The sequence below is a fragment of the Oceanobacillus sp. FSL K6-0251 genome, assembly GCF_038004725.1.
Taxonomy (GTDB): Bacteria; Bacillota; Bacilli; order Bacillales; family Amphibacillaceae; genus Oceanobacillus; species Oceanobacillus oncorhynchi.
In genome coordinates, this window is the sequence record NZ_JBBORS010000001.1 from 3,176,125 (window position 1) to 3,199,884 (window position 23,760).

Genomic DNA, 23,760 nt, shown 5'->3' on the forward strand with positions numbered 1-23,760 from the left:
CTGCGCCCAGGAAAAGCCAAGTCAATAAAAGAGTTTGCCGCTTATTATTCAGGAACCTTTTGAACATCCTCTATAACGTAAATAAACAGATATAAAGGAGTCGTAAACATGATAACAATGAAAGATATTGTCAGAGAAGGACATCCTTCTTTAACAAAAAAAGCCGCTAAGGTAGATGTGCCGCTGTCTGCGGAAAACAAACAATTATTAGAAGATATGCTTCAATTCTTAAAAAACAGTCAAGATGATGAAATAGCTGAAAAATATAATTTAAGAGCCGGAGTAGGTCTGGCTGCCCCTCAGCTTGGCATTGAAAAACAATTGATTGCACTGCATTTTGAAGACAGCAAAGGAAAAAAATACAGTATGGGACTGGCCAACCCTAAAATCATCAGTCACTCTGTAGAGCAGGCATACTTGCAAAATGGAGAGGGCTGCTTATCTGTTGACCGTGTTATAGAAGGATATGTCCCAAGACACGCTCGTATTACTATAACTGCAACAGATATAAATGATAATCCAGTTAAATTGCGTTTAAAAGATTATCCGGCTATTGTTTTTCAACATGAAATCGATCATACAAACGGTATTATGTTTTTTGACCGGATCAACGAGGAGAATCCTTTTGCCATTCCGGATAATTCCATTGAAATCAATTAATTTAGCGCTCCCGGAAAATTCTTTTCAAACTGTATAAAATTGCTGATTTAGACGATGATAGAAATAGTTTAGCAAACACGAACAAAGGAATATTTTTTATTATTTATCGTTTTTTATTTAATTCTTTCCAATTTCGTACTATACTATAGATAAGAGGATTGGACGGTAGAGGGTTAAATTTGCTTTTCTATATTATCGGAAGGAGAAGTGAGTCCTTATGCTGAAACGTCTTAAAGAGAAACTAAAAAAACGTTTGAAGGATTTACTAGGCAAAGAGGGACGCGTACCAACTACTAATAAATAATGAACAGCCAAATAAGAATATCATTCTTAATTAGAAAAGCCATTTTTCAGGTGAGCTGACGGAAACTTGCCTTTTATAACGGAATACAACACATCGTATGAATAACCCTGACTAAATAAAGTTTTTAAATTTTAAAGGAGAGATGAAATGATTTTTAAAGTATTATATCAGGCATCACGTAAAGAAGTGCCTGTAAGAGAACGTACGGAGAGCCTCTATGTAGAAGCTGAATCCGTCAGAGAAGCAAGATCAAAAATTAGTGACCGCGATATTAACATTGAGTACATTCAAGTATTAGATGAGGCACATCTCGAATACGAAAAAAGTACCGGCAATTTTGAAGTGGAGAACGTATAGTAATGAAGTTTGTAAAAAATGATCAGACGGCTGTATTTGCCCTGGGCGGACTTGGGGAAATCGGCAAAAATACGTATGCAGTTCAATTCCAGGATGAGATTATCCTTATTGATTCAGGAATCAAATTCCCTGAGGATGACCTTCTTGGTATTGATTATGTAATCCCGGATTACACCTATCTTGTGCAAAATCAAGATAAAATCAAGGGTCTTTTTGTTACACATGGTCACGAAGATCATATTGGTGGAATCCCATTCTTATTAAAACAAATTAATGTGCCAATTTATGCCGGAAAATTAGCTCTCGGTTTAATTCGTAATAAATTAGAAGAACACGGTTTATTACGCAGTACCAAGCTAATTTCCATTCAAGAAGACGATGTGATAAAATTCCGTAAAACTTCCGTTAGCTTTTTCCGTGTTACACACAGTATTCCAGATTCATTTGGTATTGTTGTAAAAACACCGCCTGGAAATGTCGTTCATACCGGCGATTTCAAATTTGATTTCACACCAGTCGGTGAACCAGCAAACCTTGCTAAAATGGCTCAAATTGGCGAAGAAGGAGTATTATGCCTCCTATCCGATAGTACGAATAGTGAAGTACCTGGATTTACAATGTCAGAAAGCGTCGTTGGTGAAAGCATTCAGGATATATTCAGCCGTGTTGACGGCAGACTGATTTTTGCTACGTTTGCGTCTAATATTTATCGCCTCCAGCAAGTAGTTGAAGCGTCCGTGAAGCATAACCGTAAAGTTGCTGTCTTCGGAAGAAGTATGGAATCCGCGATAAACATCGGCCAGGAGCTGGGTTACATCCAGGCACCTAAAGATACGTTTATTGACGGAAACCAAATTAATCGTCTTCCGGCAAATGAAGTGACGATCCTCTGTACTGGTTCACAAGGCGAGACGATGGCAGCACTCTCTCGAATTGCTAATGGAACACATCGGCAAATTCAACTTATTCCTGGAGATACCGTTGTATTTTCATCCTCGCCAATCCCGGGGAACACTGTCAGCGTAAGCAGAACTATCAATAAATTATACCGTGCAGGAGCGGATGTTATTCACGGAAAACTGAATAATATTCATACTTCTGGTCATGGAAGTCAAGAAGAGCAAAAACTGATGCTTCGTTTAATCAAACCGAAATTCTTCATGCCGATTCATGGGGAGTATCGTATGTTAATCGAGCATATGAAATTAGCTGAATCATGCGGGGTCAAAGAAAATCATTCCTTTATTATGGACAATGGAGATGTACTGGCCCTTGGAAAAGACCAAGCTGCGATTGCAGGTAAAATCCCATCCGGCTCTATCTATGTTGATGGAAGCGGAATTGGCGATATCGGGAATATTGTTCTTAGAGACCGCAGAATTCTGTCTGAAGAAGGCTTAGTAATTGTTGTTGTAAGTATCAACATGAAAGAATTTAAAATTGAATCAGGTCCAGATATTATTTCTCGCGGTTTTGTCTATATGCGTGAATCAGAAGACCTTATCAACGATGCGCAAAAACTTGTCGCTAAGCATTTAGAAAAAGTAATGGAACGCCGTACAACACAATGGTCTGAAATTAAAAATGAAATTACAGATACGATTGCTCCATTCTTATATGAAAAAACGAAACGTCGTCCAATGGTCTTACCAATCATTATGGAAATATAAAGAACAGAAGCTCCATTCTCCTGAAAAATTATTTTTGGAGAATGGAGCTTTTCTTTAAAATGGGCGGCACTGCTATCCAGAAAGAGGTACTTGTTTATGAAGGATAAATATTATGATAAGCTGTTGCAAATTCATACCATCGAGGATAAGAAAACAATCTATCCTGAATCACATCATTACAATCCTTATGAGCCGACTCCATACAGCGCTTTGGAAAAATTAACGAAAAATTATACGCTTGATAAACAAGGCACTGTCATCGATTTTGGATGTGGAAAAGGACGTTTAGCCTTTTATCTTGATTTTTTTCAGCAGATATCGGTGACTGGCATAGAAATGAACACGCATTTTTTTAACGATGCCCAGCATAATTTACAAACATATACACACTCAATAAACGCTGAGGATAAGCAGACCGATATTCAATTTATTTGCTGCTTGGCAGAGGAATATAAAATTCGTGCAAAGGATAATCATTTTTATTTTTTCAATCCTTTTTCTGTACAAATTTTTAAGCGCATTACCTCTAATATTTTAAAATCAGTTGAAGAGGCCCCGAGGGTGGTAGATATTATTCTATATTACCCTCATGATACATATATTCAATTCCTTGAATATGATAGCCCTTTTGAATTATTGCAGGAAATAAAACTAAAAGCATACTGGCTGAATCCAGACGAGCGCCTTCTTATCTACCGCTTTGACAATGAGCAGCTTTAGCTGATAATTAGAAAAGACCCTTTTACAAAGATATTCAATGTGAAAGGGTCTTTTAAAGAGGACGAACTTATAGTTAATCAAAAATAAATGCTTTTTCAAACCGATTAATATCCTGATCTGCCCCAATTACAATAAGTATATCTCCTTCATGGAGAGGCTCATCTGCTTCAGGGGATACATCAATTTCTGATCCTCTTTTTATCGCAACAATATTACACCCAAACTTTGCCCGGACATCCAGTGTAATTAAATTTTTACCAATCATTTTCTTGCCTGCGATAACCTCTACGATGCTGTGCTCATTGGATAGCTCCAGATACTCTAAAATATTATTGGATATGAAGCTATGTGCCAGCCGCTTGCCCATATCTCTTTCGGGATGGACGACATGATGAACGCCAATCCGATTCAGAATTTTTTCATGATAATCATTCTGGGCCTTCACCGTGATCCTTCTTATTTCTAAATCCGTCAAGATAACCGCGGCCAGAATACTTGCCTGGATGTTTTCTCCGATAGCTACAATAACATGATCAAAATTGGTAATCCCTATTTCTTTCAAGGCATCTTCATCTGTCGCATCAAGTCCGACAGCATGATATGCAATATTTTTATATTCATTGACCTTCGTCTCATCTGAATCAATGGCGAGAACGTGCATTCCTTTATCGCTTAGTTCTTTACAAATGCTTCCGCCAAATCTGCCGAGACCAATTACTGCAAAATCTTTTTTCATGACAAGCAACCTCCAGTCTTTCATTTCTATATATTAACATAATGTAAAACATTATTCAGCGGGGAATTTTACTTTATCTTGCATTGCGATAAAAGAAGAAAAGAACAGCCACAATTGCAGCTGCTCCCTTCCTTTTATTTATATAGCATCCAGCATCGTGAATTGTGATTTAACAAGTTCATAATATTTTCCGTGCTGCTGCATTAATTCCTGATGATTTCCATATTCTAAAACCTCTCCCTGCTCCAGAACATAGATGCAGTCCGCTTCTCGAATCGTAGACAGACGATGGGCAATTATAATCGACGTTCTTCCTTTTAATAAACGTTTCAATGCTTTTTGAATCTTCACTTCCGATTCGGTATCAATACTTGCTGTAGCTTCATCCAATATAATGATGCTCGGATTTGCCAAAAGCGCCCTTGCGAAGGACAATAATTGTCTTTCACCGGCAGATAGAATATTCCCCCGCTCTTCCACTTCTGTCTCGTAACCATTGGCTAACCGGCTGATAAAACTGTCTGCTCCAACAACCTTTGCCGCTTCCTTTACTTCTTCATCCTTCGCGTCCGGTCTGCCGAAGCGGATATTTTCCATAATTGTTCCAGAAAAGATAAACGTATCTTGAAGAACAACACTAATCCGCTGTCTTAGACTGTCTAACGTCACGTCCCGCAGATCATGTCCGTCCACTTTTACTGCTCCAGATGTAGGATCATAGAAACGGCTGATCAGGTTGGCAATGGTAGACTTTCCGCTTCCCGTATGACCAACCAAGGCTATTGTCTGGCCTGCCTCCATCTTCAAGGAAATCTTTTTTAATGCCATCCGATCTGCATTATAAGCGAATTCGACTTCATCAAATTCAATCTGGCCATCCATCTTTTCAAATTGATATGCGCCTTCTTTTTCTTCCACATTAGGCTGTTCATCCAAAAATTCAAAAATACGCTCGGAGGAGGCCATTGCCATCAGCAGCTGATTATACATCTGACCCAGCCTGGAAATCGGCTCCCAAAACATCCCTAAGAAGAATGCAAAGGAAATAAACGTCCCTAATTCAATCGTTCCGTTCAAAATTAAGTAAGAGCCAAAAGCGATTAATATAATGGTCCCGGCTGCGTCACAGATATCTACAAGCGGACGGAAAAAAGCACTTTTCTTCGCTGCATCACGGGAGCTGTTAAAGAAGCCTGAATTTACACCATCAAAGAATTCCGCATTCTCTTTTTCTTGAGAGAAGGATTGGGTAATACGCATTCCCTGCAGTCCTTCATTTAAATGTGAATTCATTCTCGATTGCTGCAGGCGGACCAGCTGCCATGCTCTTCTAATTTTTCTTCTTAACGCAGTTGATATAATAAACATCAGCGGAATGACGATTACCACCGCCAACGCCAGAGGCGGGCTCATTATAAACAGGATAATAATAATGCCGCTCAACATTAAAATATCCATCAACAGATTAATAATTCCGTTGGTAAATAGTTCCTGCAAGGAATTAATATCATTTAAAATCCGGACTAGGATAGATCCTGCCGAGCGGTTATCGAAAAACCGATGTGACAGCCTCTGTACATGGGAAAAAAGCTTTTGCCTTAAATCATAGATTACATTCTGCCCCAAAATATTTACCCATTTGATTCGGAATCGATTGGCAATAAAACTGATAATATAAAGAATAGCAATCCCTGCAACAAGATAAACTAACAGATTTCCATCATTCTGGGCAATCGCAATATCCACAGCTACCTTTCCGATCAGAATCGGTATAGATAATCGGACAGCTGTAGCAATCATCATTGCAATAATCGCACCGGGCAAGTATGTTTTGGAATAAGGCTTTAAGAACTGAAGCAATCTCCACATCTGTTCCCAGTTAAACGGCTTTTCAATTGTCTGGTCTATTGTATAGTGAAATCGCTCCAGATGATTACTTTGCTTTTTAGCTTCTTTTGCTTTTGCCAATATACGCCGCCTCCCTTAATTGACCACACTCATAATCTCTTCGCGGTCTTGATATTGGATATTATAAATACGTTCATAAGGACCTTTATTTTTCAACAAGAAGTCATGGGTGCCCCGTTCAACGATTTCCCCGTCTTCCAGCACTAAAATTTCATCCGCATGCTTTAAAGAGGAAATACGGTGCGCAATAATAAAGGATGTTCTGTTCTTCATCACTTCACGCAATGCCTTTTGAATCTTATGCTCCGTCTGCATATCAACAGCAGACGTTGCATCATCTAATACAAGAATACTCGGATCGATACAAATGGCTCTGGCTATAGCTATCCGCTGTTTCTGTCCCCCGGACAGCCCCATTCCTCTTTCTCCTAGAAGCGTATCATATCCTTTTGGAAGCTCCATGATAAAATCATGCGCTTGCGCCATTTTTGCCGCTGCAACAATTTCTTCTTCCTGAATTCCTGGTGTACCATAAGAAATATTTTCTTTAATGGTTGTGGAAAACAGGAACGGCTCCTGCAGAACAAAACCAATTTGGCTGCGGAGACTTTTCAGCTTATAGTCCGAAACAGGGCGTCCATCGATTAAAACTTCCCCCTCTTCCGGTTCATAAAACCGTGTAAGCAGCTGGGTAATACTTGTTTTTCCTGCGCCCGTTGCGCCGATTAACCCGATTGTTTTGCCCGGCGGAGCATCGAAGCTGACATGTTTTAATGCTTCATCATCTTCTTCGATATATGTTAATGTGACATCCTTAAAGGTGACATGGCCTTGAATATCAGCATCCATCGCACCAGTCTTTTCTTCGATATCTTCAGGCGCTTCGAGGATCTCCAGCAGCCGCTCTCCAGATGCTTTTGCCTGTGAAAATTGATTAATGATAAATCCTAAGTTCATAAGCGGTCCCATGATAAACCAGACTAAACTGAAAAAGGCCATTAATTGTCCGGTCGTCATGGATCCATTTATGACAAAAAAACCGCCAAACGCTAATAAAACAACGGCGCTGACATTTCCGATAAATTCCATCACTGGAAAATACTTTGCCCACAAACCTGATGTAAACAAATATTTTTGGCGGTAATTATCATTACTTTCAGAAAACCTGCCAATCTCAAAGTCTTCTCTTGATAATGATTTAACCGTATTCATCCCGCTTATATTTTCCTGTACTCTTGTATTTAACTTTCCAAAGGAGCGTCTGATATTTCGAAAGGCCGGATGAACCTGCTTATCAAATTTATAAACAACAAATGCCAGAAACGGCATCGCCGCCATTGTTATAAGTGCTAGAGGAATAGAATAATAAAACATAACCGAAATACTTATCAGCATCAACGACACAACGCGAATCAATTCTGCAAAACCTACCGAAAGAAAGAAACGAAATCCTTCGACATCTGCAGTCAGCCGGGACATAATATCCCCTGTTTTGGCATTATCATAATATTTAAATGCCAGCGCTTGCAGCTTATCGTATAATGATTCACGCAGCTTATATACAGAGGTCATTCCAAATAAATCACCCAGGTACTGAAAGAAAAAAGTAGATACACCCTTTATCATCATTAACCCTAAGAATACACCACAAATATAAGGAATCAGTCCATATCTCTGTTCAGCAACTACTTCATCGATTGTAATTTGCAGGATAATCGGATAAACAACCGTAATGCTGGTAACGATAAGCATACAGATAATCGACCAAATAAAATACTTTTTATAAGGCCAATAGAAATGCTTCAGTTTTTTAAAGGTATTCAAAATTAATTCCCCCTTTCCATTAATCCGTAATAACTAATATAACGGTTTCCGAAATAAATTTCTACTGTTTTGTGAAATTTTTTTGAAAATTTTTGATAAATTTTTTAAGACAGCTTTTGTTGCGTGATTTCTATCCATGAAATATTTTGAAACCATCCATAATCTGCTCCTTTTGCACAAAAAAACTCCATCCCGGAAAGAATAGAGTCTATATATTTTATTTATTTTGTATTGATTAATCGTCTCAAACGCTGTTCTACCAAACTTGTAGAAGGTTTTCCAATTTGTTTGAACCGCAGCTTTTCCTGTTTATCAAATAAGTATAACGCAGGTACATAACGGAACTGAAATATATCATCCAATTGTCCATTTACATCATCTAAATATACAGCATCAACATGCAGCTGATTTAGTTTATTTTTTATTTCAGGCAGGCTGATTTGTTCACCATCTAAATATGTGTGAATCAATATGGTAATCACTTTTTGGGATTTGATTGGAGGAATAGCAGCCAGCTTTTGCAAGAAATAACCACAGGATGAACAGCTAACAGACCAAAAGATAACAAGAATCGGCTTTCCGCTAGAAAATAACAGGGATTGATTACTTCCGGGCAATGGTTTGAATTTAGATAAATCAGGGAGGGCATCATAAATCTGCATGAGGTCACTCCTTCCTATTTTCTCTTTAACTGATATATGATGAAGAAGGAAGATGTATACATTTGATTTTAGAAGAATAGAGCATATAAAAAAGATTTTCTCCCATCACAAGAGAAAATCTTTTTTATTAAACCATAATATACCTGTCAAACACTAACCAATGGAGCGGATATAGGTTTCTACAGCTTCTGCGCCTACAGAAAGCGCAGCTTCATCCGGGGTTAGCTTCGCATGATGCAGTCCATATGGAGAATTTACCCCAAGCCAGAACATAAATCCTGGAATCTCTTTTAGCATATCTCCAAAATCCTCTCCAGTCATTGCTGCAGAAGCCTGGACATAAGTAATGTCCGTGTTTTCCAGAGACGTTTTAAAGAGCTCCACATATTTTTCTTCATTTACTACTTGGTAATAATTCGCTCCATAATCGACATTTATCTGGCAATCATAGGCTATTTCAAATCCTTTGATCAGCTTCTCCAGCTCTTCCTTCACCAATATGATGGAGGAAGCTTCTGTCGTTCGAATCGTTCCTTCCAAACGAGCTGTCTCCGCTATGGCATTCTGAACAAATCCGCTCTCCATTTTTCCAATCGTAACGACGGAACCGTCTAACGGATTTAACCTTCTGGAGACAATTTGCTGAGCCTGCACAACAAAATTACTCGCTGCTACGGTCATGTCCTTCGCTAAATGCGGATAGGCAGCATGGCCGCCAAGTCCTTTAAAATCCAGGAACAGCTCACTCGTATTAGCAAATAAAAGTCCAGGTTTAGAGGATACCTGACCAACTGGCAGCTCTGGAGCAATATGCAGTGCAAAAATCGTATCTGGTTTCCATGCAAGAAATTCTTCTGACGCAATCATCGGCTTTGCGCCGCCCGGGCCTTCTTCAGCTGGCTGAAAAATAAATAGCACATCATCCTTTACAGGCTGTTCAATCAGCCTGTTGAGTGCTGCCAAAGCAATGGTCATATGGAAATCGTGTCCGCACGCATGCATTTGTCCCCTATGCGTTGAAGCAAAGTCGAAGCCTGTGTCTTCCAAAATGGGGAGTCCGTCGATATCAGACCGAAAACCAATCCGCTTTGTTGGATTGGTTCCAGATACATGTACTAAAATACCGGTCCGCCATGTTCTCACTTCAACACGATCTGTCGCCATTTCTTGAATTTTTGCGAGCAGGTACTTTTGCGTCTTTTCCTCCCTGAAACCTAATTCAGGAATCTGATGCAGTTCCCTGCGGATCGTTTGCAAATCAATTGCTGTCATAAAGTTTTCATCTGCCTTAATTATCTAATTTACGAAGCTCTTGTTTGATTTCTGTTTTCGATTTTGTCTGCTCATCGATTTCTTTTAAAACTCGGGCAGGTGTACCACCGACTAATGTGTTTGGTTCTACGTCCTTGGTAACAATAGATCCTGCTGCAACAATAGAGCCTTTTCCAATCGTGATTCCTTCAAGGACAACAACATTTGCGCCAATTACCACATCATCTTCTACGATAACTGGTTTAGCAGATGGCGGCTCAATTACGCCGGCAAGGACAGTACCTGCACCAATATGACAGTTCTTTCCTACAGTAGCTCTCCCGCCAAGAACTGCATTCATATCAATCATCGTTCCTTCACCGATAACAGCACCAATATTAATTGATGCACCCATCATGATTACAACACCATCGCCAATTTCTACCTGGTCACGAATAATCGCACCCGGCTCGATACGCGCATTGATATTTTTTAAATCCAGCATTGGGATAGCAGAGTTACGGCGATCATTTTCAATAACATAATCTTCGATAACAGCTTCATTATCTTTTAAGAATTGCTCTACTGCTTTCCATTCTCCAAATAATGTACCGCTTTTCGCATCAACAAATGCCTTTATTTCGTTCTGTTCAGGAAGCTTGTCCAAGTCTCCCTTCACGTATACTTTTACAGGTGTGCTTTTCTTACTATTAGAAATAAATTGTATAATTTCATTTGCATCCATAATCAACTACTCCTCCATTTTCTATAATCTCCTTCTTACTTTAGCAGACGCCATCTTCATCGGCAACTAATATTACTGTAAGAAAAACCAAGAAAACCACTTGTTATTTAAAATATCGATGTTCTTGCCAATCGCTAAGTCTTCTTCAAAGGAGATGAGCTCGGGGCCTACGAAAGCGGAGTGTATTTCTGGTGCCTAAGATTATTCCCCCATGGAACATGTTGAAGCGCTAAATTCAGCATATATATTTCCTAACATGCAAAAAAATCCCCATGAAGCAGAATAAACTATCGCTCTTCCACGTCATGGAGACATTGTTATTATTTTTTATATGCATTCATATAAATATCTTTTTTTACTTGCTTCAATATTGCTCTTCTTGTTAAAATACCATCAAAATAACCATCTTTATCTACTATACATACAAATGGATGGTCAATGGAAGCATTCAGCCCGTCTAGTAAACTATTTTCTCTGGTTAAGGTCGGTACATTTGCAGCCATGGCGTCCATTACCCGAATTTCTGATAAGCGTTCCATTTCAAAGCTTTCAATCCCGAGTACTTCATTCAGGATAACGGTTTTTCCGATAATCCCGGCAAATTTATAGGTTGCATCAAGTACTGGCACTGCTGCATAGCCGGATTTCATTAATACCAGCAATGCATGTTCTAAAGGATTATTGAGCTGGACATGCGCTACCTTTTCAGCAGGTATAAGGACTTCACTGATTTTCATATCTGACAATTGTTTATCTTGCGTTGTACTCACCTTATTTACCCCCTTCTTCATATAAAGACGATTGAAATTCAAAGATGCTTTTAACTTATTAGAAATGCTGTGAAAGTAACCCGGTAGATACATCTTCTTCCAAAACGTTTCTGCGAGACCTGCTCTATCTTCATCATAAAAGTTCACGGGTGTTATCTGCGAGGATAATTACCCATAAACGGTCACCTTAAAGTATATTACTTGATTTTTCGTTATACACACACTTTTAGTTTAACATACTTCTGCGGTTCTCTCCCAGTGATTGTATCAGCAGATTCCTCATTTGGAAGAATATTGCTCCTAAAAAAGTGCCTTCACATATTTCTACAGAAGAATTATGTCCGAGTAAAACGCGATAAATCAGGTCTTTAAAAGCAGTAAGAATGATTTTACTGTATCTTAAATAAAAAAGTATAAAACTTTACCTATTTGCCAAATGAAAAAAAGCTTCTATCCGTGCTATAATTTTCGTATTGGTTTATATGCAGAAAGGAAATTATACAATGAATCGCAGAACATTTTTAAAAAGGTCTTTAGGAAGCTTATTAACATTATTTGGTTTGAGCGGCGGAACGTATTTTTATGCTCGTGAGATAGAACCTTCTCTCCTGAAAATCACAGAAGAATCAATTACATCTCCACAAATTCCCAACGCTTTTAATCAGTTTAAAATTGTGCAATTTTCCGATACCCATTTAGGTTTCCATTATAGCTTAGAGCAGCTCGAAACTCTTGTTACAAAAATTAATAATCTGGAACCCGACTTGATTTTATTTACAGGGGACTTAGTAGACGAACCTAATAATTATCACTGGGACGACAGTCTCATCTGTATATTACAGCAGCTGGAGGCGCCTGAAGGAAAGTTTTGGATTTATGGAAATCATGATCATGGGGGCTATGGAACGGATATTTTATACGAAACCTTTGAAGCAGCTGATTTTACCTTGCTCCAAAACAATGCCTCCCGTATCCATCGTGAGAATGCTTCCTTTCTGCTGGCTGGACTGGATGATGCAATGCTTGGGAATCCGGATGTCAGTCAATCGTTAAGAGATCGGACAGCTTCTGATTTCACCATTCTTCTTGCGCACGAGCCTGACCTTGCCGATATGGTGAAGGATTATCCTGTGGATATTCAATTATCAGGTCATAGCCATGGAGGGCAGGTCCGGTTACCTTTTATTGGCGATTTATATACGCCGGCGTACGCAGAAAAATATGTACAAGGGAAATACACTGTTTCAGATAGATTGACATTATACGTGAACAGCGGGATTGGAACCACCCGTTTACCTTATCGATTCTTCTGCAAACCGGAGCTGCATGTATTTACATTACATCCAAATTAATGCTTTACCTGCAGAATTTTTTGTTTCTTCATAGGATAACCTCGATTTTCGCCTGCAGCAGCGATTGGAGAATCACTATTAAAGGGCTCGATTATCCTTCAGCTTGAAAGAATTGGATTGCAGTAAAATTTTATCGAAAGAAAGATATCCGGGCAGCCCGGTTTAAAATGTCATAATTCCTTCATATGAGAGACTTTTTCAACATTTTCCCCAATGCTATAATGAACATAAGATACAGTAGGAAAGGGTTTAATGATATGAGACATTATTTATTACTTATTGGTTTATTTTTCGTATTAGCAGGCTGCGGACAGGGTTACGCAATTGAAACAACCATGTCAGAACAAGTCCCAGAATTTGAGTATACGACACAGGATGAAGAACAGCTCTCCCTTGAAGATTTAAAAGGAGAATGGTGGATTGCTGATTTTATCTTTACAAACTGTACCACCGTCTGTATGCCGATGACATATAATATGGCTCACCTGCAATCCATGATGGAAGAGGAAGGCATCGATGCACAAATTGTTTCTTTTAGCGTAGATCCAGATTTCGATACCCCTGAGGTATTAAAGGATTATGCCTCTAACTATGATGTAAATTTCGATAATTGGTCTTTCGTCACTGGTTATGATTTTGAAACGATCCGCGAATTTTCCATTAAGCATTTTAAAAACCTTGTTCAAGCCCCCGCAGAGGGAGATGATCAGGTTCTCCACGGGACATCTTTCTTTCTAGTCAGCCCGGAAGGCGAAGTTGTCAAAAATTATGATGGAGTGGAATTTGATAACATGGATGCAATTCTTGATGACTTAAAAAAAGTAAATTAGACAGCACGATATTTCAACAAAGCATTCCCACAGCACTAAAATGATATTTCTTCTTGCTCATCTGAAAAGACCTTAGCCGCCATGCGAGGGTCTTTTTTCTTCCCTGAATTCGGAAATTACTATCATGCCTTCCTAATAATCTACAGTATATTTTTCTCAGCACGTGCTTATGCGCGTAATCCTTGCTGGCGCAAGCATTATTCAAGCTTTTATTTTTCACCCGGCACAAAACAAGTGCATTTGTTCGTATTTTTTCGATATAGTATTGAAATTCCATAAATTTTAAGTTAGAGTATTAATTAAATATAGATTGATTGAATCCTTTTTTAAAGGGAGAGACTAAAAATGAAACATGACGTTGAGGTTGAAAAGCTGGCGCAGGCTTTATTTGTTATTAATAAGCATGCAAAAACGGCTCCTGACCCGAAGCAGCTGTATCAATTAAAAAAACAAGCCATCGAAAAATTATTAAAAGAGAAAAAAGCTTCTAAAAAAGGGTTGCATTTTTCTGACCATCCCAAGCTTAGCAATCAACATTCTACAGTGCTTATTAAGGTTGGAGAATATTGCTTCCATATCCCTCCTGCCAAAGAGGATTTAAAACATCTGAAGCATCTGGGTGCATTAGACCAAAGCTATCGCAACCCGCCTGTAAAAATGTCTTTATCTCAAGCTAAACGGCTAATTTGTCAGTATATTAACTGGAAGCAGGAAAAACCAAAATCGACCCCTGCCAAAAAACATCACTCCAGCTATTACGTACCTTCTTCGTTAGGAAAAATGGATTGGCCTCCTGCACGCTCTAAAAAGAAATAAGGAAGCTGGCCAGACATTAATCTTTGGCCCATCGCATATAAACATTTTATTGCCGTATTAAAAAGAAAATAACATTTGCCGAAGATTATTTTCTTTTCAATAAAAATTGATGCAATAATGGAAAAATAGCTAAGCAGATGCCTAAAAAAGCGAGGCTTTGCATAGCAGCCCTTAGAAAGTGCCAAGCATCCCTTTCCTGGATGACAGCTGTTATAATCGTTAAGCTAATCACAATAATGCTTGCACCGATATATGCCAGAAACCGCATCATTTGCTTTCTAACCGCCCATTGATATATTTTTTTCGTCAGATAGTACACAGCTGTACTGCATAACAGCATCATAATGACATAAATATAAGTAATATTAATTCCAACATTTCCGATAGATACTATCCCTGACAGCAACATGTTCTCACCTTTTCTTTCTGATTTCGCTGCTATTCAGTTTCGTCATGTTGAAACGATTTTATACGGCGGTAAAATCCCTTATTTTATAAAGATGATACAATAAGAACAGGGCTGCTTCAAAATCGTTTTTTTATTCCTCTTCCCTCTCTCCAATAAAAAACCGCTTTAGCAAGGATTTCTCCTACTCAGCGGTTAATTCATTTTTATTCTTTTTATGATTCAATAAAAAAGCTTCTTGTTTCTTGTCTAACTTCTCTTCAATTTGTGATATACTTTTCTCATCGTTTAATAATTCTTGTCTATTCATGTCAACAAGTTGTTCGAAATTAAGAGATCTTGGTCTCATATTGTATTCTCCTTATATTTTATTCTATATTTTTATTATACCCAATTTCATTCGTATTAATCCAAATTATTTGAACATTTAATGAAAATTTTACTTTTTAAGCGTAGGTGATTATGTTGAAGCATTTAATAAATAACAATGTAAAAAATATTGAAATATCAGGAATCCGTAAATTCTTTAATCTGGTTTCTGATGAAAAGGACGTCGTTTCTTTAACAATCGGACAGCCGGATTTCCATACTCCGGATAATGTAAAAAATGCAGGAATTCAGGCGATTGAGAATAACTTTACAACGTACACGCCGAATCAAGGAATCTGGGAGTTACGAAAAGCCATACATACCTATTACAAGACAAATTATGGACTGGCTTATCAGCCGGATTCGGAAATTATTGTTACCTCTGGAGCATCTGAGGCAATTGATATTACTTTCCGGACCATCCTTACACCTGGGGATGAAGTGATTTTGCCAAGTCCTATTTATCCCGGCTATGAACCGCTGATTACGCTCGCTGGCGCCAAACCGGTTCATGTAGATACAACTAATACCGGGTTTAAGTTTACTCCGGAAGCATTGGCAGATGTTATCAATGAAAATACCAAATGTATTGTTCTTCCTTCCCCTTCTAACCCGACTGGTGCAGCCTATTCCAGAGAAGAATTAGAAGCTCTTGCCGGAGTGATTAAAGGGAAAGAAATATTTATTTTATCCGATGAAATCTACAGTGAGATTGTTTTTGATTTTGCCCACACATCGATTGCTTCGATTTCCGATTTAAAAAATCAAACCATCGTTATCAACGGTGTATCTAAATCACACTCCATGACAGGCTTTCGTATCGGATACACCCTTGCTCCTGAATGGATATCAGAGCAAATGTTAAAGGTTCACCAATACAATGTATCTTGTGCTGCTTCCATCAGCCAATACGCTGCTTTAGAAGCAATGACTACTTATCAGGAACACACGGCATATATAAAAGAAGTGTTTAAAAAACGAAGGGATTATGTGTATGAACGTTTGACAGGCATGGGATTGGAGGTTGAGCAGCCGCAGGGCGCATTTTATATTTTTCCAAAGCTGACATTAAATGATATGAGTTCATTTGATTTAGGGCTCTCCCTGGTCCGGAATGCCAGAGTCGCTCTTGTTCCAGGCAGCAGCTTCTCTAAAGACGGCGAAGGCTATATGCGTCTAAGCTATGCCTATCACGAGGACATTTTAAAAGAAGGATTGGATCGATTAGAAGCATACCTGTTAAATAAAAAGTAAATGGATATTATTTCTCTTCCGCAATATATTTTTCAATTGTTTCCACTGGCATGTTTGCGCAAAATCGCGTAAACATGCTACGATAAAAGGAGACTATGCACGTTTTGGAGATGAGTTAGTGGAAAATACCGATCAAAAAAAAGAATGGGTAGGCTGGCTGAAGGCAATTATTATTACGATAATGCTTGCTTTCTTTCTCAGGACATTTATTTTTGCCACTTCCATTGTAGAAGGAGAAAGCATGTATCCCACTCTTCAGGATGGAGAGCGTGTCATTTTTAATAAAATTGTTTACACGATAGATGACCCTGGCAGGGGCGATGTGGTCATCATCCATCAGCCGCCAAAAAACTATGTAAAACGTATTATCGGGATGCCCGGAGAAACGATAGAAATTGAAAACAGTCAATTATATATCGATGGTCAGGCCTATCAGCAGCATTTTTTAAGCGATGAAGTCATTGCACAAACTAATAATTTTGGTCCGTTAGAAATTCCTGAAAATAATTATTTTGTCATGGGAGACAATCGACTGATTAGTAAAGACAGCCGCAATGGACTTGGGTTTATTCCACGAGATGATATTATCGGCAAATCTGAATTAATTATTTATCCTTTCAACGAATTTGGCTGGATAGACTAAAAGCAGAACACTGGATTCTTATTTTCTTCAAGAAAATAGAAACAGCATTCTGCTTTTATAATGGCGGAAAGACTACTCTCTATCCATAACGCAATAACCAATATTCAAAACAAGAATCGCAAAACAAACCACACCGAAAAGCATTTCCATCATGAAGCACTCCCTTCGCCTATGTACAAAATATGATTACTCATTTCACTTATATAATTCCATTTTATCAATATCTCTACATAAAATAAAGTAGAAAATGTAATTGCATGCTGTTTGCTAAGTAATTCCTGTATTCTTTATTACTTGCTGTATAAATCTCCTGTCTTTTATAAAGCCTGCTGAAACAATAACAGAGGAAGTATCAGAACGCTGCTGTTAAAAAACTAGGCAAACGTCTATACACATTTTATCTATCTGCATACAGTAATACTGTAAGTTCAGGAGGTGAAAAGCATGGGCTATGGATATGGTGGAGGCTATGGTGGCGGCTATGGTGGCGGCTACGGAAACGGCTTTGCGTTGATTGTTGTTCTTTTCATTTTACTAATCATCGTAGGAGCTGCATTTTACTGCTAAACACAAAATGGCTTGTGCTAAAGGCACAGGCCATTTTATTTTACATACTAACTATTCCTTTCTTAACGCCCTTTACCCAATAATCATTCTTTCCTTCGGGTAATTAAATTTCGCTGGATCCTTTTTACGACGGAATACTAAAAGGAATGTGAGAATACCGACTCGTCCAATAAACATTAATATCATCAATATTATTTTACTGAATGTGGTTAAGTCACCTGTAACCCCCAGGGATAACCCCACTGTTCCGAAAGCAGAAGTAACTTCAAAAATAAGCGCATCTAATGAATACGGCTCTAAATAACTAAGGATAATAACAGAAGAAAATACAACCATTATTGCAAAAAAGGTTACAGTCACCGCTTTATTTAAATCTACCTCGTAGACCTCTCTGTGAAAAATTTTAACACTTCTTCCGCCGCGGATAAACGTAAATAGAAAAATCAAAACCAGCGCAAAGGTCGTTGTCCGGATTCCTCCCCCGGCACTGCTTGGAGATGCCCCGATAAACATCCATGCAGACATGAATAAATGGTTGGTATCTGATAATAAAGTTAAGTCCATTGTCGCCAATCCCCCGCTTCTTGTGGTAACAGACTGAAACAACGCATAAAAAAAGGATTCATGCCAGACAACACCTTTAAAAAATCCATTTATATCAAACAGATAAATGCCGAACGCACCAACCAAAACCAAGCTAAAAAAAGTTACAGTTGTCAGCTTCGTAAACAAACTAAAATGAAATTGTTTTTTTAATTTTCTTTTATGCAAAAGATATTCCTTTATCTCTATGATGACCGGATACCCGATAGCGCCAATGATAATAAGCACCATACTGATTATTTGAACAAAATAATCAGATTGAAAAGGAATCATGGATTGCCCCGTAATATCAAAACCACCATTTGTCACCGAACTGATAACCATGAAAAAACCTTGCAGGAATGCTTCTCCTATGGAATCATAATACCTCATAAAATAGACGCCTAATATAATGAAAAAAGCTGCTTCAACCGCCAGCAGCAAGAATATAATATTCTTGATTAGCTGTACCATGCCGTTAAAATGCGTTTGATTCTGGTCGGTCATAATCATGCTTCTTTCTTTAAAACCTATCCGTTTACCTAACACCACCCAGAGTATCGTACCAATTGCCATAATCCCTACTGCTCCAATCTGCATCATCAGAGCTAAAAAAATAATTCCCGTGGTACTTAATGAATCTGCAATGGAAATAGTACTTAATCCTGTTACACTAATCGCACTGACAGCCGTAAAAACAATATCAATAAAAGGAATATCAATACCGGGCTTATGCGAAACAGGTAAAGATAGCAATATAGTCGATAGCGCTATCGCAGCCATATAATAAATCAATAGCATTTGAAATGGAGAACGCCGGATGGGCGTCTCAAATTTTTTTCGTTCTTTATTCATTGTTTTTCCCTTCTTCTTATCATGTGAATACTGTTTGCACATGTTTAAACAGTACGCTTAAAAGGACCAGTCGGATCAGAGCACATCGTGTTGCGATGATTTCTGCGCTGCCCGCACGTCGCGGATCTTCTTGGGAGAAGCTCCTTTTCCTGACATATCATTTTTTATTGGATTTTGTGAACATCCTCTAATAGATTTCTTTGAATTTTTGAATTAACTCTTCTCCCTCATATCCATCTTCCACCAGCGCAGTTAATAGCTGCTCCACATCTTTCTTTTGTTTATCAATAATTTTCCCCATCAGCATTACATTCATTTGTTGTCCGATTTCATGCATCTCAGTCATCTTTGTTATAAATGAAGCAGGTTCATTGCTCTCTTTTGTAATGGTTGCTTGCACCATCAGTTCCTCATGTTTTTTATCCTCAAAATAATTCCAGTAATTACGATTAATAAATCCTTCAATCAACCATGTATCATAATCATCTTCCCGATTAATAATGAGACCGTCAATCAGCTCCACTTCTGTTCCTTCTAATCCTTTATCATAATCTAAAACAACCAATTTACGCAGTTTAAATGTTTTCACACACATCGCCCCTCCAGCATATGTAACTTTTGGATTTTACTGTTCTCAGCCCATCAGCTGCTGCTCATGTTATTATAAAGATTTATATTGCCTTTATAATAACATAATTTCTTTACACCATTCATTGTAAAAGAGCAAGTTTCTTGGAACCGATGTAAATCCCATGATACACTTGCTATCGAGTATTGTCTTCAAAATAAATCATTATAATAACTTATGGAACAGTATCGATGAAGAGGAGGAACCCGTATGAATCAAGTCATTGAAACATTAATGAATCATCGCTCTATTCGAAAATTTTCAGATAAACCCTTAAACAACGTTCAAATAAGAACAATTGTAGAAAGTGCACAACGCGCCTCCACCTCCAGTAATGTGATGGCCTACAGTATCATCGGTGTATCGGACCAGGACCTCAAGGAAAAACTCTATGCCATTTCGGGGCATAAGCATGTAAAGAAAAATGGTCATCTGCTTATATTTTGCGCGGATCTGCATCGTCTTGAACAACTGGATGGAATCGAACATACCGAAAATTTGGAAAGCACCGAACAATTTATAGTAGGAACGATCGACGCCGCTTTAGCTGCTCAAAATGCTGTTGTTGCTGCTGAATCATTGGGACTGGGAATCTGTTTCTTAGGAAGCCTTCGTAATGATATCCAGACCTTCAACGATGTTCTGGAATTACCGGATCATGTGGTTCCATTGTTCGGCCTGGCGATTGGCTACCCGACAGAAATACCAGATATCAAACCACGTTTGCCGTTTCCGGCAATTTATCACGAAAATCAGTATATTCCTTTTGACAAACAAAAACACTTTATTCAGGAATACGATCAGACTATGAAAGATTATTATGAATCGCGAAATTCGAATAACAAACAGGAAACATGGACAGAACAAATGAGCCAAAAATATAAAAAACCAACACGCATGGATGTAGGACCTTTTGTAAAATCAAAAAACTTAAACAAACAATAAATAAAATTTAACATTTGGATAAGCTTCCATCTGTTGCGATATATGTTAAAAACGACAGGTACCTGTCGTTTTTTTATGTTTACGTTCATTATCCTTCCAACGTCAACACGATTCCTGTTATTTACTTTCCCTCCCGTCACCTGCTTTTACACGTCTTCATTGCTTTCCTGTCCATATAGGTTTTGGAAATTGTTTACAAGCATAAAATATAATTATTTCATCAAAATAATAAGTGCAAGATATGAAAAGGGGTGAGGAAGATGACAGTAGGCACACAAGTTCAACAAACTGTAGCAGGTTTAAAAAGTGCTCAGGCGAGTCTGGAGCAATTTGCTCTTCAAACAGATAATAAACAAGCAAAACAGCTATATAAAAATGCAGCACAACAAACACAGGGTATTTTAGACCAATTAGAACCGAGGATGCAACAAATTACGCAGGAAGAGCCTCAATACAAACAGTAATAAGATATGTCAGCAAATACAGGAAAACAGGGGGACTGTCTGGTCCTCCGCCCTACATATTTCGTTACAGAACAGGATGTGAATATATGCGAAATAAAAAAATGGCCCTGCTGCTCCTCTTTATTCTTTTTTTAGTCGGCTGTAATCATCAGAACGAATCTTCTTATTCAGAAAATCCAAATATAAAGCATTTATCCACCAATTCCTCTCAGGATCCCGCAACACAGGCAAAGGAATTGCTGATTAATAAAGATGATATTACCGCTGTTCATGCAGTAAATACAGATGATACATTGCTCGTTACCATCGAAGTTCCACATCATGAGCGTTTTTCGCTGCAAGATAAAACGGAAGCCTATCAAAAAGAACTCGAACAGGCCTTTCCTGATTTTACAATAGAATTATCGACGGATAAAAAGATCATCCTGGAAACAGCAAAGCTGGAAGAAAAAATGGATAATCAAACATTAACAAAAGAAGAAATCAAGAAAAAAATGAAGGAAATCATCCATCTGTCCAAGGAACAGACTTGATATTTGATGACGAGCTATCTTCATTTCTTTCGTGTATTAACCTGAAAAGGAGTGCTTTCCATGGGAGATAAAAAGAAACAAAAGCTACAGCCAAATCAACAGCGCTACCAGGCTTTTCAACAAAAGCGGGAAACCAAACGGCCTGTCTTTAAAAACTGCATCAAAGCTTTTCTTATAGGCGGATTTATCTGTTTCATCGGACAGCTCATCTCTACTTTCTATATTTATCAATTTAATTTCACAGAGAAAACAGCTGGAAATCCGACGATTGCTACATTAATTTTTATTACAATGCTGTTAACCGGATTTGGGGTCTATGACCGTATTGCACAGGTTGCCGGAGCGGGATCTGCAGTGCCGGTGACAGGGTTTGGTAATGCCGTTATTTCTTCAGCAATCGAATATCGTTCTGAAGGCTTTATTCTCGGCGTGGGCAGCAATATGCTTAAACTTGCCGGCCCGGTAATTGTTTATGGTGTTTTTTCTGCATTTGTCGTAGCCATTATTAAAACCATACTTACGCAATGGGGGGGATTCTAATGCTGAAAGGACATCAATCCTGGATTTTTGAAAATCGGCCGGCTATTCTTTCTACAGGAACAATCGGCGGACCATTTGAAGCAAAGGGGAACATCCCCGAGGCATTCGATACGCTTCATGAGGATATGTGGCTCAATCAGGATTCCTGGGAAAAAGCCCAGCAAAAAATGCTGGAGGAAGCGATACAGACTACATTAAAAAAAGCCCGCATCGAAAAAGAAAATATTGAATTTTTGATTGCCGGCGACTTAATCAATCAAATGACACCGACCAGCTTTGCAGCAAGTACAAGCAGCATTCCTTTTTTGGGAGCTTTCAGCGCTTGTGCTACCTCAATGGAAAGCCTGGCACTTGCAGCTTCTATTATAAATGCAAAGGGAGCAAATTATATTCTTTGTGCCGCTTCCAGTCATAACGCAGCGACAGAAAAACAATTTCGCTATCCGACAGAATACGGCGGACAAAAACCTCCAACCTCCCAGTGGACAGTTACCGGAGCCGGTTGTGCGCTTGTTGCTCAGAACGGAACAGGACCGGCTGTTACTTCGGCGACGATTGGAAAAGTAGCTGATATGGGGATGACAGATCCATTTAATATGGGGGGCGCAATGGCTATCGCTGCTGCTGATACGATTGAAGCACATCTACGGGACCTGCAGATAGATCCGTCTTATTATGATCTAATCATCACTGGCGACCTGGGGCATGTGGGCAGAGAGGTTTCTTTTGATTTATTGCGTGACAGAAATATTCCGATTGAATCAGAAAAATATGTGGATTGCGGGATTACAATTTACCGCGAAGATCAGCCAGTTCTTGCTGGAGGCAGTGGTGCAGCATGCTCTGCTATCGTGACATATGGCCATTACCTTCAAGAAGTCATCAAAGGGAATTTACAACGAATTCTTGTGGTGGCAACCGGGTCTTTGCATTCAACCTTGAGCATTCAGCAGAAAGCTCCTATCCCATGTATTGCACATGCAGTGTCAATCGAAGCAAGAGGTGAACATCTATGATTTTTTTCTGGGCATTTGTAATAGGAGGACTTATCTGCGTTATCGGACAAATTATGTTTGATGTATTTAAGCTATCTCCTGCACATACATTATCTATTCTGGTTATTGCTGGAGCGATTTTGGATGGACTCGGCTGGTATGAACCGCTTATTGATTTTGCAGGAGCAGGCGCTACCGTTCCTATCACAAGCTTTGGGAACTCTTTAGTTCATGGAGCTATGCAGGAAGCGGATAAACACGGATTAATCGGTGTCGTAACTGGAATGTTTGAGGTTACAAGTGCTGGTATTTCAGCCGCCATTATATTCGGTGTCATCGGCGCCATGATATTCAAACCAAAAGGATAGGAAGAT

27 protein-coding genes are annotated in these 23,760 nt (G+C 38.6%); 16 read left to right on the plus strand and 11 right to left on the minus strand.

Going from position 1 to position 23,760, the window contains the following annotated elements:
* Positions 1 to 108: 108 nt before the first annotated feature.
* From def to MKY45_RS15905, 4 genes are all read left to right on the plus strand, one after another.
* On the plus strand, positions 109 to 660 hold the full coding sequence (gene def, locus MKY45_RS15890; RefSeq protein WP_042535276.1) for a peptide deformylase: 552 nt from the start codon (positions 109 to 111) through the stop codon (positions 658 to 660).
* 451 nt (positions 661 to 1,111) lie between these two features.
* Positions 1,112 to 1,321 (plus strand): DNA-dependent RNA polymerase subunit epsilon, encoded by a 210-nt coding sequence (locus MKY45_RS15895; protein WP_042535278.1) that lies wholly within the window; start codon positions 1,112 to 1,114, stop codon positions 1,319 to 1,321.
* A 2-nt stretch (positions 1,322 to 1,323) separates the two neighbouring features.
* A complete protein-coding gene (gene rnjA / locus MKY45_RS15900; RefSeq protein ID WP_042535279.1) occupies positions 1,324 to 2,991 on the plus strand; it encodes a ribonuclease J1 in 1,668 nt (555 codons plus the stop codon).
* 96 nt (positions 2,992 to 3,087) lie between these two features.
* On the plus strand, positions 3,088 to 3,711 hold the full coding sequence (locus tag MKY45_RS15905) for a class I SAM-dependent methyltransferase (protein WP_042535281.1): 624 nt from the start codon (positions 3,088 to 3,090) through the stop codon (positions 3,709 to 3,711).
* Positions 3,712 to 3,784: 73 nt separating this feature from the next.
* Here MKY45_RS15905 and MKY45_RS15910 read toward each other — a convergent pair whose 3' ends face one another.
* From MKY45_RS15910 to cbpB, 7 genes are all read right to left on the minus strand, one after another.
* Positions 3,785 to 4,447, minus strand: a complete 663-nt coding sequence (locus tag MKY45_RS15910) for a potassium channel family protein (RefSeq protein WP_042535283.1) — start codon at positions 4,445 to 4,447, stop codon at positions 3,785 to 3,787.
* 138 nt (positions 4,448 to 4,585) lie between these two features.
* Entirely contained in the window at positions 4,586 to 6,316 is a 1,731-nt protein-coding gene (locus tag MKY45_RS15915; RefSeq protein WP_445667642.1) for an ABC transporter ATP-binding protein, read from the minus strand.
* 114 nt (positions 6,317 to 6,430) lie between these two features.
* The gene (locus MKY45_RS15920) at positions 6,431 to 8,179 is read right to left on the minus strand and encodes an ABC transporter ATP-binding protein (RefSeq protein ID WP_193063272.1); all 1,749 of its coding nucleotides are present in this window, start codon (positions 8,177 to 8,179) and stop codon (positions 6,431 to 6,433) included.
* A 221-nt stretch (positions 8,180 to 8,400) separates the two neighbouring features.
* Positions 8,401 to 8,841, minus strand: a complete 441-nt coding sequence (locus MKY45_RS15925) for a TlpA family protein disulfide reductase (RefSeq protein WP_341173102.1) — start codon at positions 8,839 to 8,841, stop codon at positions 8,401 to 8,403.
* A 153-nt stretch (positions 8,842 to 8,994) separates the two neighbouring features.
* Positions 8,995 to 10,113, minus strand: coding sequence for an N-acetyldiaminopimelate deacetylase (locus tag MKY45_RS15930; protein ID WP_341173103.1), 1,119 nt, complete (start codon positions 10,111 to 10,113; stop codon positions 8,995 to 8,997).
* 16 nt (positions 10,114 to 10,129) lie between these two features.
* On the minus strand, positions 10,130 to 10,837 hold the full coding sequence (gene dapD, locus MKY45_RS15935; protein ID WP_175297074.1) for a 2,3,4,5-tetrahydropyridine-2,6-dicarboxylate N-acetyltransferase: 708 nt from the start codon (positions 10,835 to 10,837) through the stop codon (positions 10,130 to 10,132).
* 320 nt (positions 10,838 to 11,157) lie between these two features.
* Entirely contained in the window at positions 11,158 to 11,607 is a 450-nt protein-coding gene (cbpB, locus tag MKY45_RS15940; RefSeq protein WP_042535293.1) for a cyclic-di-AMP-binding protein CbpB, read from the minus strand.
* Between the two features lie 503 nt (positions 11,608 to 12,110).
* On the opposite strand from cbpB, the gene MKY45_RS15945 reads away from it, so the two are divergent.
* From MKY45_RS15945 to MKY45_RS15955, 3 genes are all read left to right on the plus strand, one after another.
* Positions 12,111 to 12,959: a metallophosphoesterase gene (locus MKY45_RS15945; RefSeq protein ID WP_341173104.1), complete on the plus strand. Its 849-nt coding sequence runs from the start codon at positions 12,111 to 12,113 to the stop codon at positions 12,957 to 12,959.
* Between the two features lie 257 nt (positions 12,960 to 13,216).
* Entirely contained in the window at positions 13,217 to 13,789 is a 573-nt protein-coding gene (locus MKY45_RS15950) for an SCO family protein (protein ID WP_042535297.1), read from the plus strand.
* Positions 13,790 to 14,134: 345 nt separating this feature from the next.
* Entirely contained in the window at positions 14,135 to 14,605 is a 471-nt protein-coding gene (locus tag MKY45_RS15955; protein WP_341173105.1) for a YkyB family protein, read from the plus strand.
* An 85-nt stretch (positions 14,606 to 14,690) separates the two neighbouring features.
* On the opposite strand, the gene MKY45_RS15960 is transcribed toward MKY45_RS15955, so the two are convergent.
* Together MKY45_RS15960 and MKY45_RS15965 are read right to left on the minus strand one after the other, a co-directional pair.
* Positions 14,691 to 15,014: a hypothetical protein gene (locus MKY45_RS15960; protein ID WP_042535301.1), complete on the minus strand. Its 324-nt coding sequence runs from the start codon at positions 15,012 to 15,014 to the stop codon at positions 14,691 to 14,693.
* Positions 15,015 to 15,195: 181 nt separating this feature from the next.
* The gene (locus tag MKY45_RS15965; RefSeq protein WP_084613003.1) at positions 15,196 to 15,360 is read right to left on the minus strand and encodes an FbpB family small basic protein; all 165 of its coding nucleotides are present in this window, start codon (positions 15,358 to 15,360) and stop codon (positions 15,196 to 15,198) included.
* Positions 15,361 to 15,476: 116 nt separating this feature from the next.
* On the opposite strand from MKY45_RS15965, the gene MKY45_RS15970 reads away from it, so the two are divergent.
* From MKY45_RS15970 to MKY45_RS15980, 3 genes are all read left to right on the plus strand, one after another.
* Positions 15,477 to 16,634 (plus strand): aminotransferase A, encoded by a 1,158-nt coding sequence (locus MKY45_RS15970; protein WP_341173489.1) that lies wholly within the window; start codon positions 15,477 to 15,479, stop codon positions 16,632 to 16,634.
* A 181-nt stretch (positions 16,635 to 16,815) separates the two neighbouring features.
* Positions 16,816 to 17,277, plus strand: coding sequence for a signal peptidase I (lepB, locus tag MKY45_RS15975; protein WP_084613052.1), 462 nt, complete (start codon positions 16,816 to 16,818; stop codon positions 17,275 to 17,277).
* A 444-nt stretch (positions 17,278 to 17,721) separates the two neighbouring features.
* Positions 17,722 to 17,844 carry a YjcZ family sporulation protein gene (locus MKY45_RS15980; RefSeq protein ID WP_445667626.1) on the plus strand — a complete coding sequence of 41 codons (123 nt, stop codon included), beginning with the start codon at positions 17,722 to 17,724 and terminating at the stop codon, positions 17,842 to 17,844.
* Positions 17,845 to 17,916: 72 nt separating this feature from the next.
* On the opposite strand, the gene MKY45_RS15985 is transcribed toward MKY45_RS15980, so the two are convergent.
* Positions 17,917 to 19,281, minus strand: a complete 1,365-nt coding sequence (locus MKY45_RS15985) for a TrkH family potassium uptake protein (protein WP_341173106.1) — start codon at positions 19,279 to 19,281, stop codon at positions 17,917 to 17,919.
* Between the two features lie 187 nt (positions 19,282 to 19,468).
* The gene (locus MKY45_RS15990; RefSeq protein ID WP_042535311.1) at positions 19,469 to 19,870 is read right to left on the minus strand and encodes a YwpF family protein; all 402 of its coding nucleotides are present in this window, start codon (positions 19,868 to 19,870) and stop codon (positions 19,469 to 19,471) included.
* Between the two features lie 249 nt (positions 19,871 to 20,119).
* Here MKY45_RS15990 and nfsA point away from each other — a divergent pair, with 249 nt between their 5' ends.
* The 6 genes from nfsA (at position 20,120) to spoVAE (ending at position 23,754) form a co-directional block, all read left to right on the plus strand.
* On the plus strand, positions 20,120 to 20,854 hold the full coding sequence (gene nfsA, locus MKY45_RS15995; protein WP_341173107.1) for an oxygen-insensitive NADPH nitroreductase: 735 nt from the start codon (positions 20,120 to 20,122) through the stop codon (positions 20,852 to 20,854).
* A 260-nt stretch (positions 20,855 to 21,114) separates the two neighbouring features.
* Positions 21,115 to 21,318: a DUF1657 domain-containing protein gene (locus MKY45_RS16000; protein ID WP_042535315.1), complete on the plus strand. Its 204-nt coding sequence runs from the start codon at positions 21,115 to 21,117 to the stop codon at positions 21,316 to 21,318.
* 86 nt (positions 21,319 to 21,404) lie between these two features.
* On the plus strand, positions 21,405 to 21,851 hold the full coding sequence (locus MKY45_RS16005) for a hypothetical protein (protein ID WP_042535317.1): 447 nt from the start codon (positions 21,405 to 21,407) through the stop codon (positions 21,849 to 21,851).
* Positions 21,852 to 21,911: 60 nt separating this feature from the next.
* Positions 21,912 to 22,391: a stage V sporulation protein AC gene (spoVAC, locus tag MKY45_RS16010; RefSeq protein ID WP_042535319.1), complete on the plus strand. Its 480-nt coding sequence runs from the start codon at positions 21,912 to 21,914 to the stop codon at positions 22,389 to 22,391.
* A complete protein-coding gene (spoVAD, locus tag MKY45_RS16015) occupies positions 22,391 to 23,407 on the plus strand; it encodes a stage V sporulation protein AD (RefSeq protein ID WP_042535321.1) in 1,017 nt (338 codons plus the stop codon). The genes spoVAC and spoVAD overlap by 1 nt, the downstream gene beginning before the upstream one ends.
* Positions 23,404 to 23,754 (plus strand): stage V sporulation protein AE, encoded by a 351-nt coding sequence (gene spoVAE, locus MKY45_RS16020; protein ID WP_042535322.1) that lies wholly within the window; start codon positions 23,404 to 23,406, stop codon positions 23,752 to 23,754. The genes spoVAD and spoVAE overlap by 4 nt, the downstream gene beginning before the upstream one ends.
* Positions 23,755 to 23,760 lie beyond the last annotated feature (6 nt).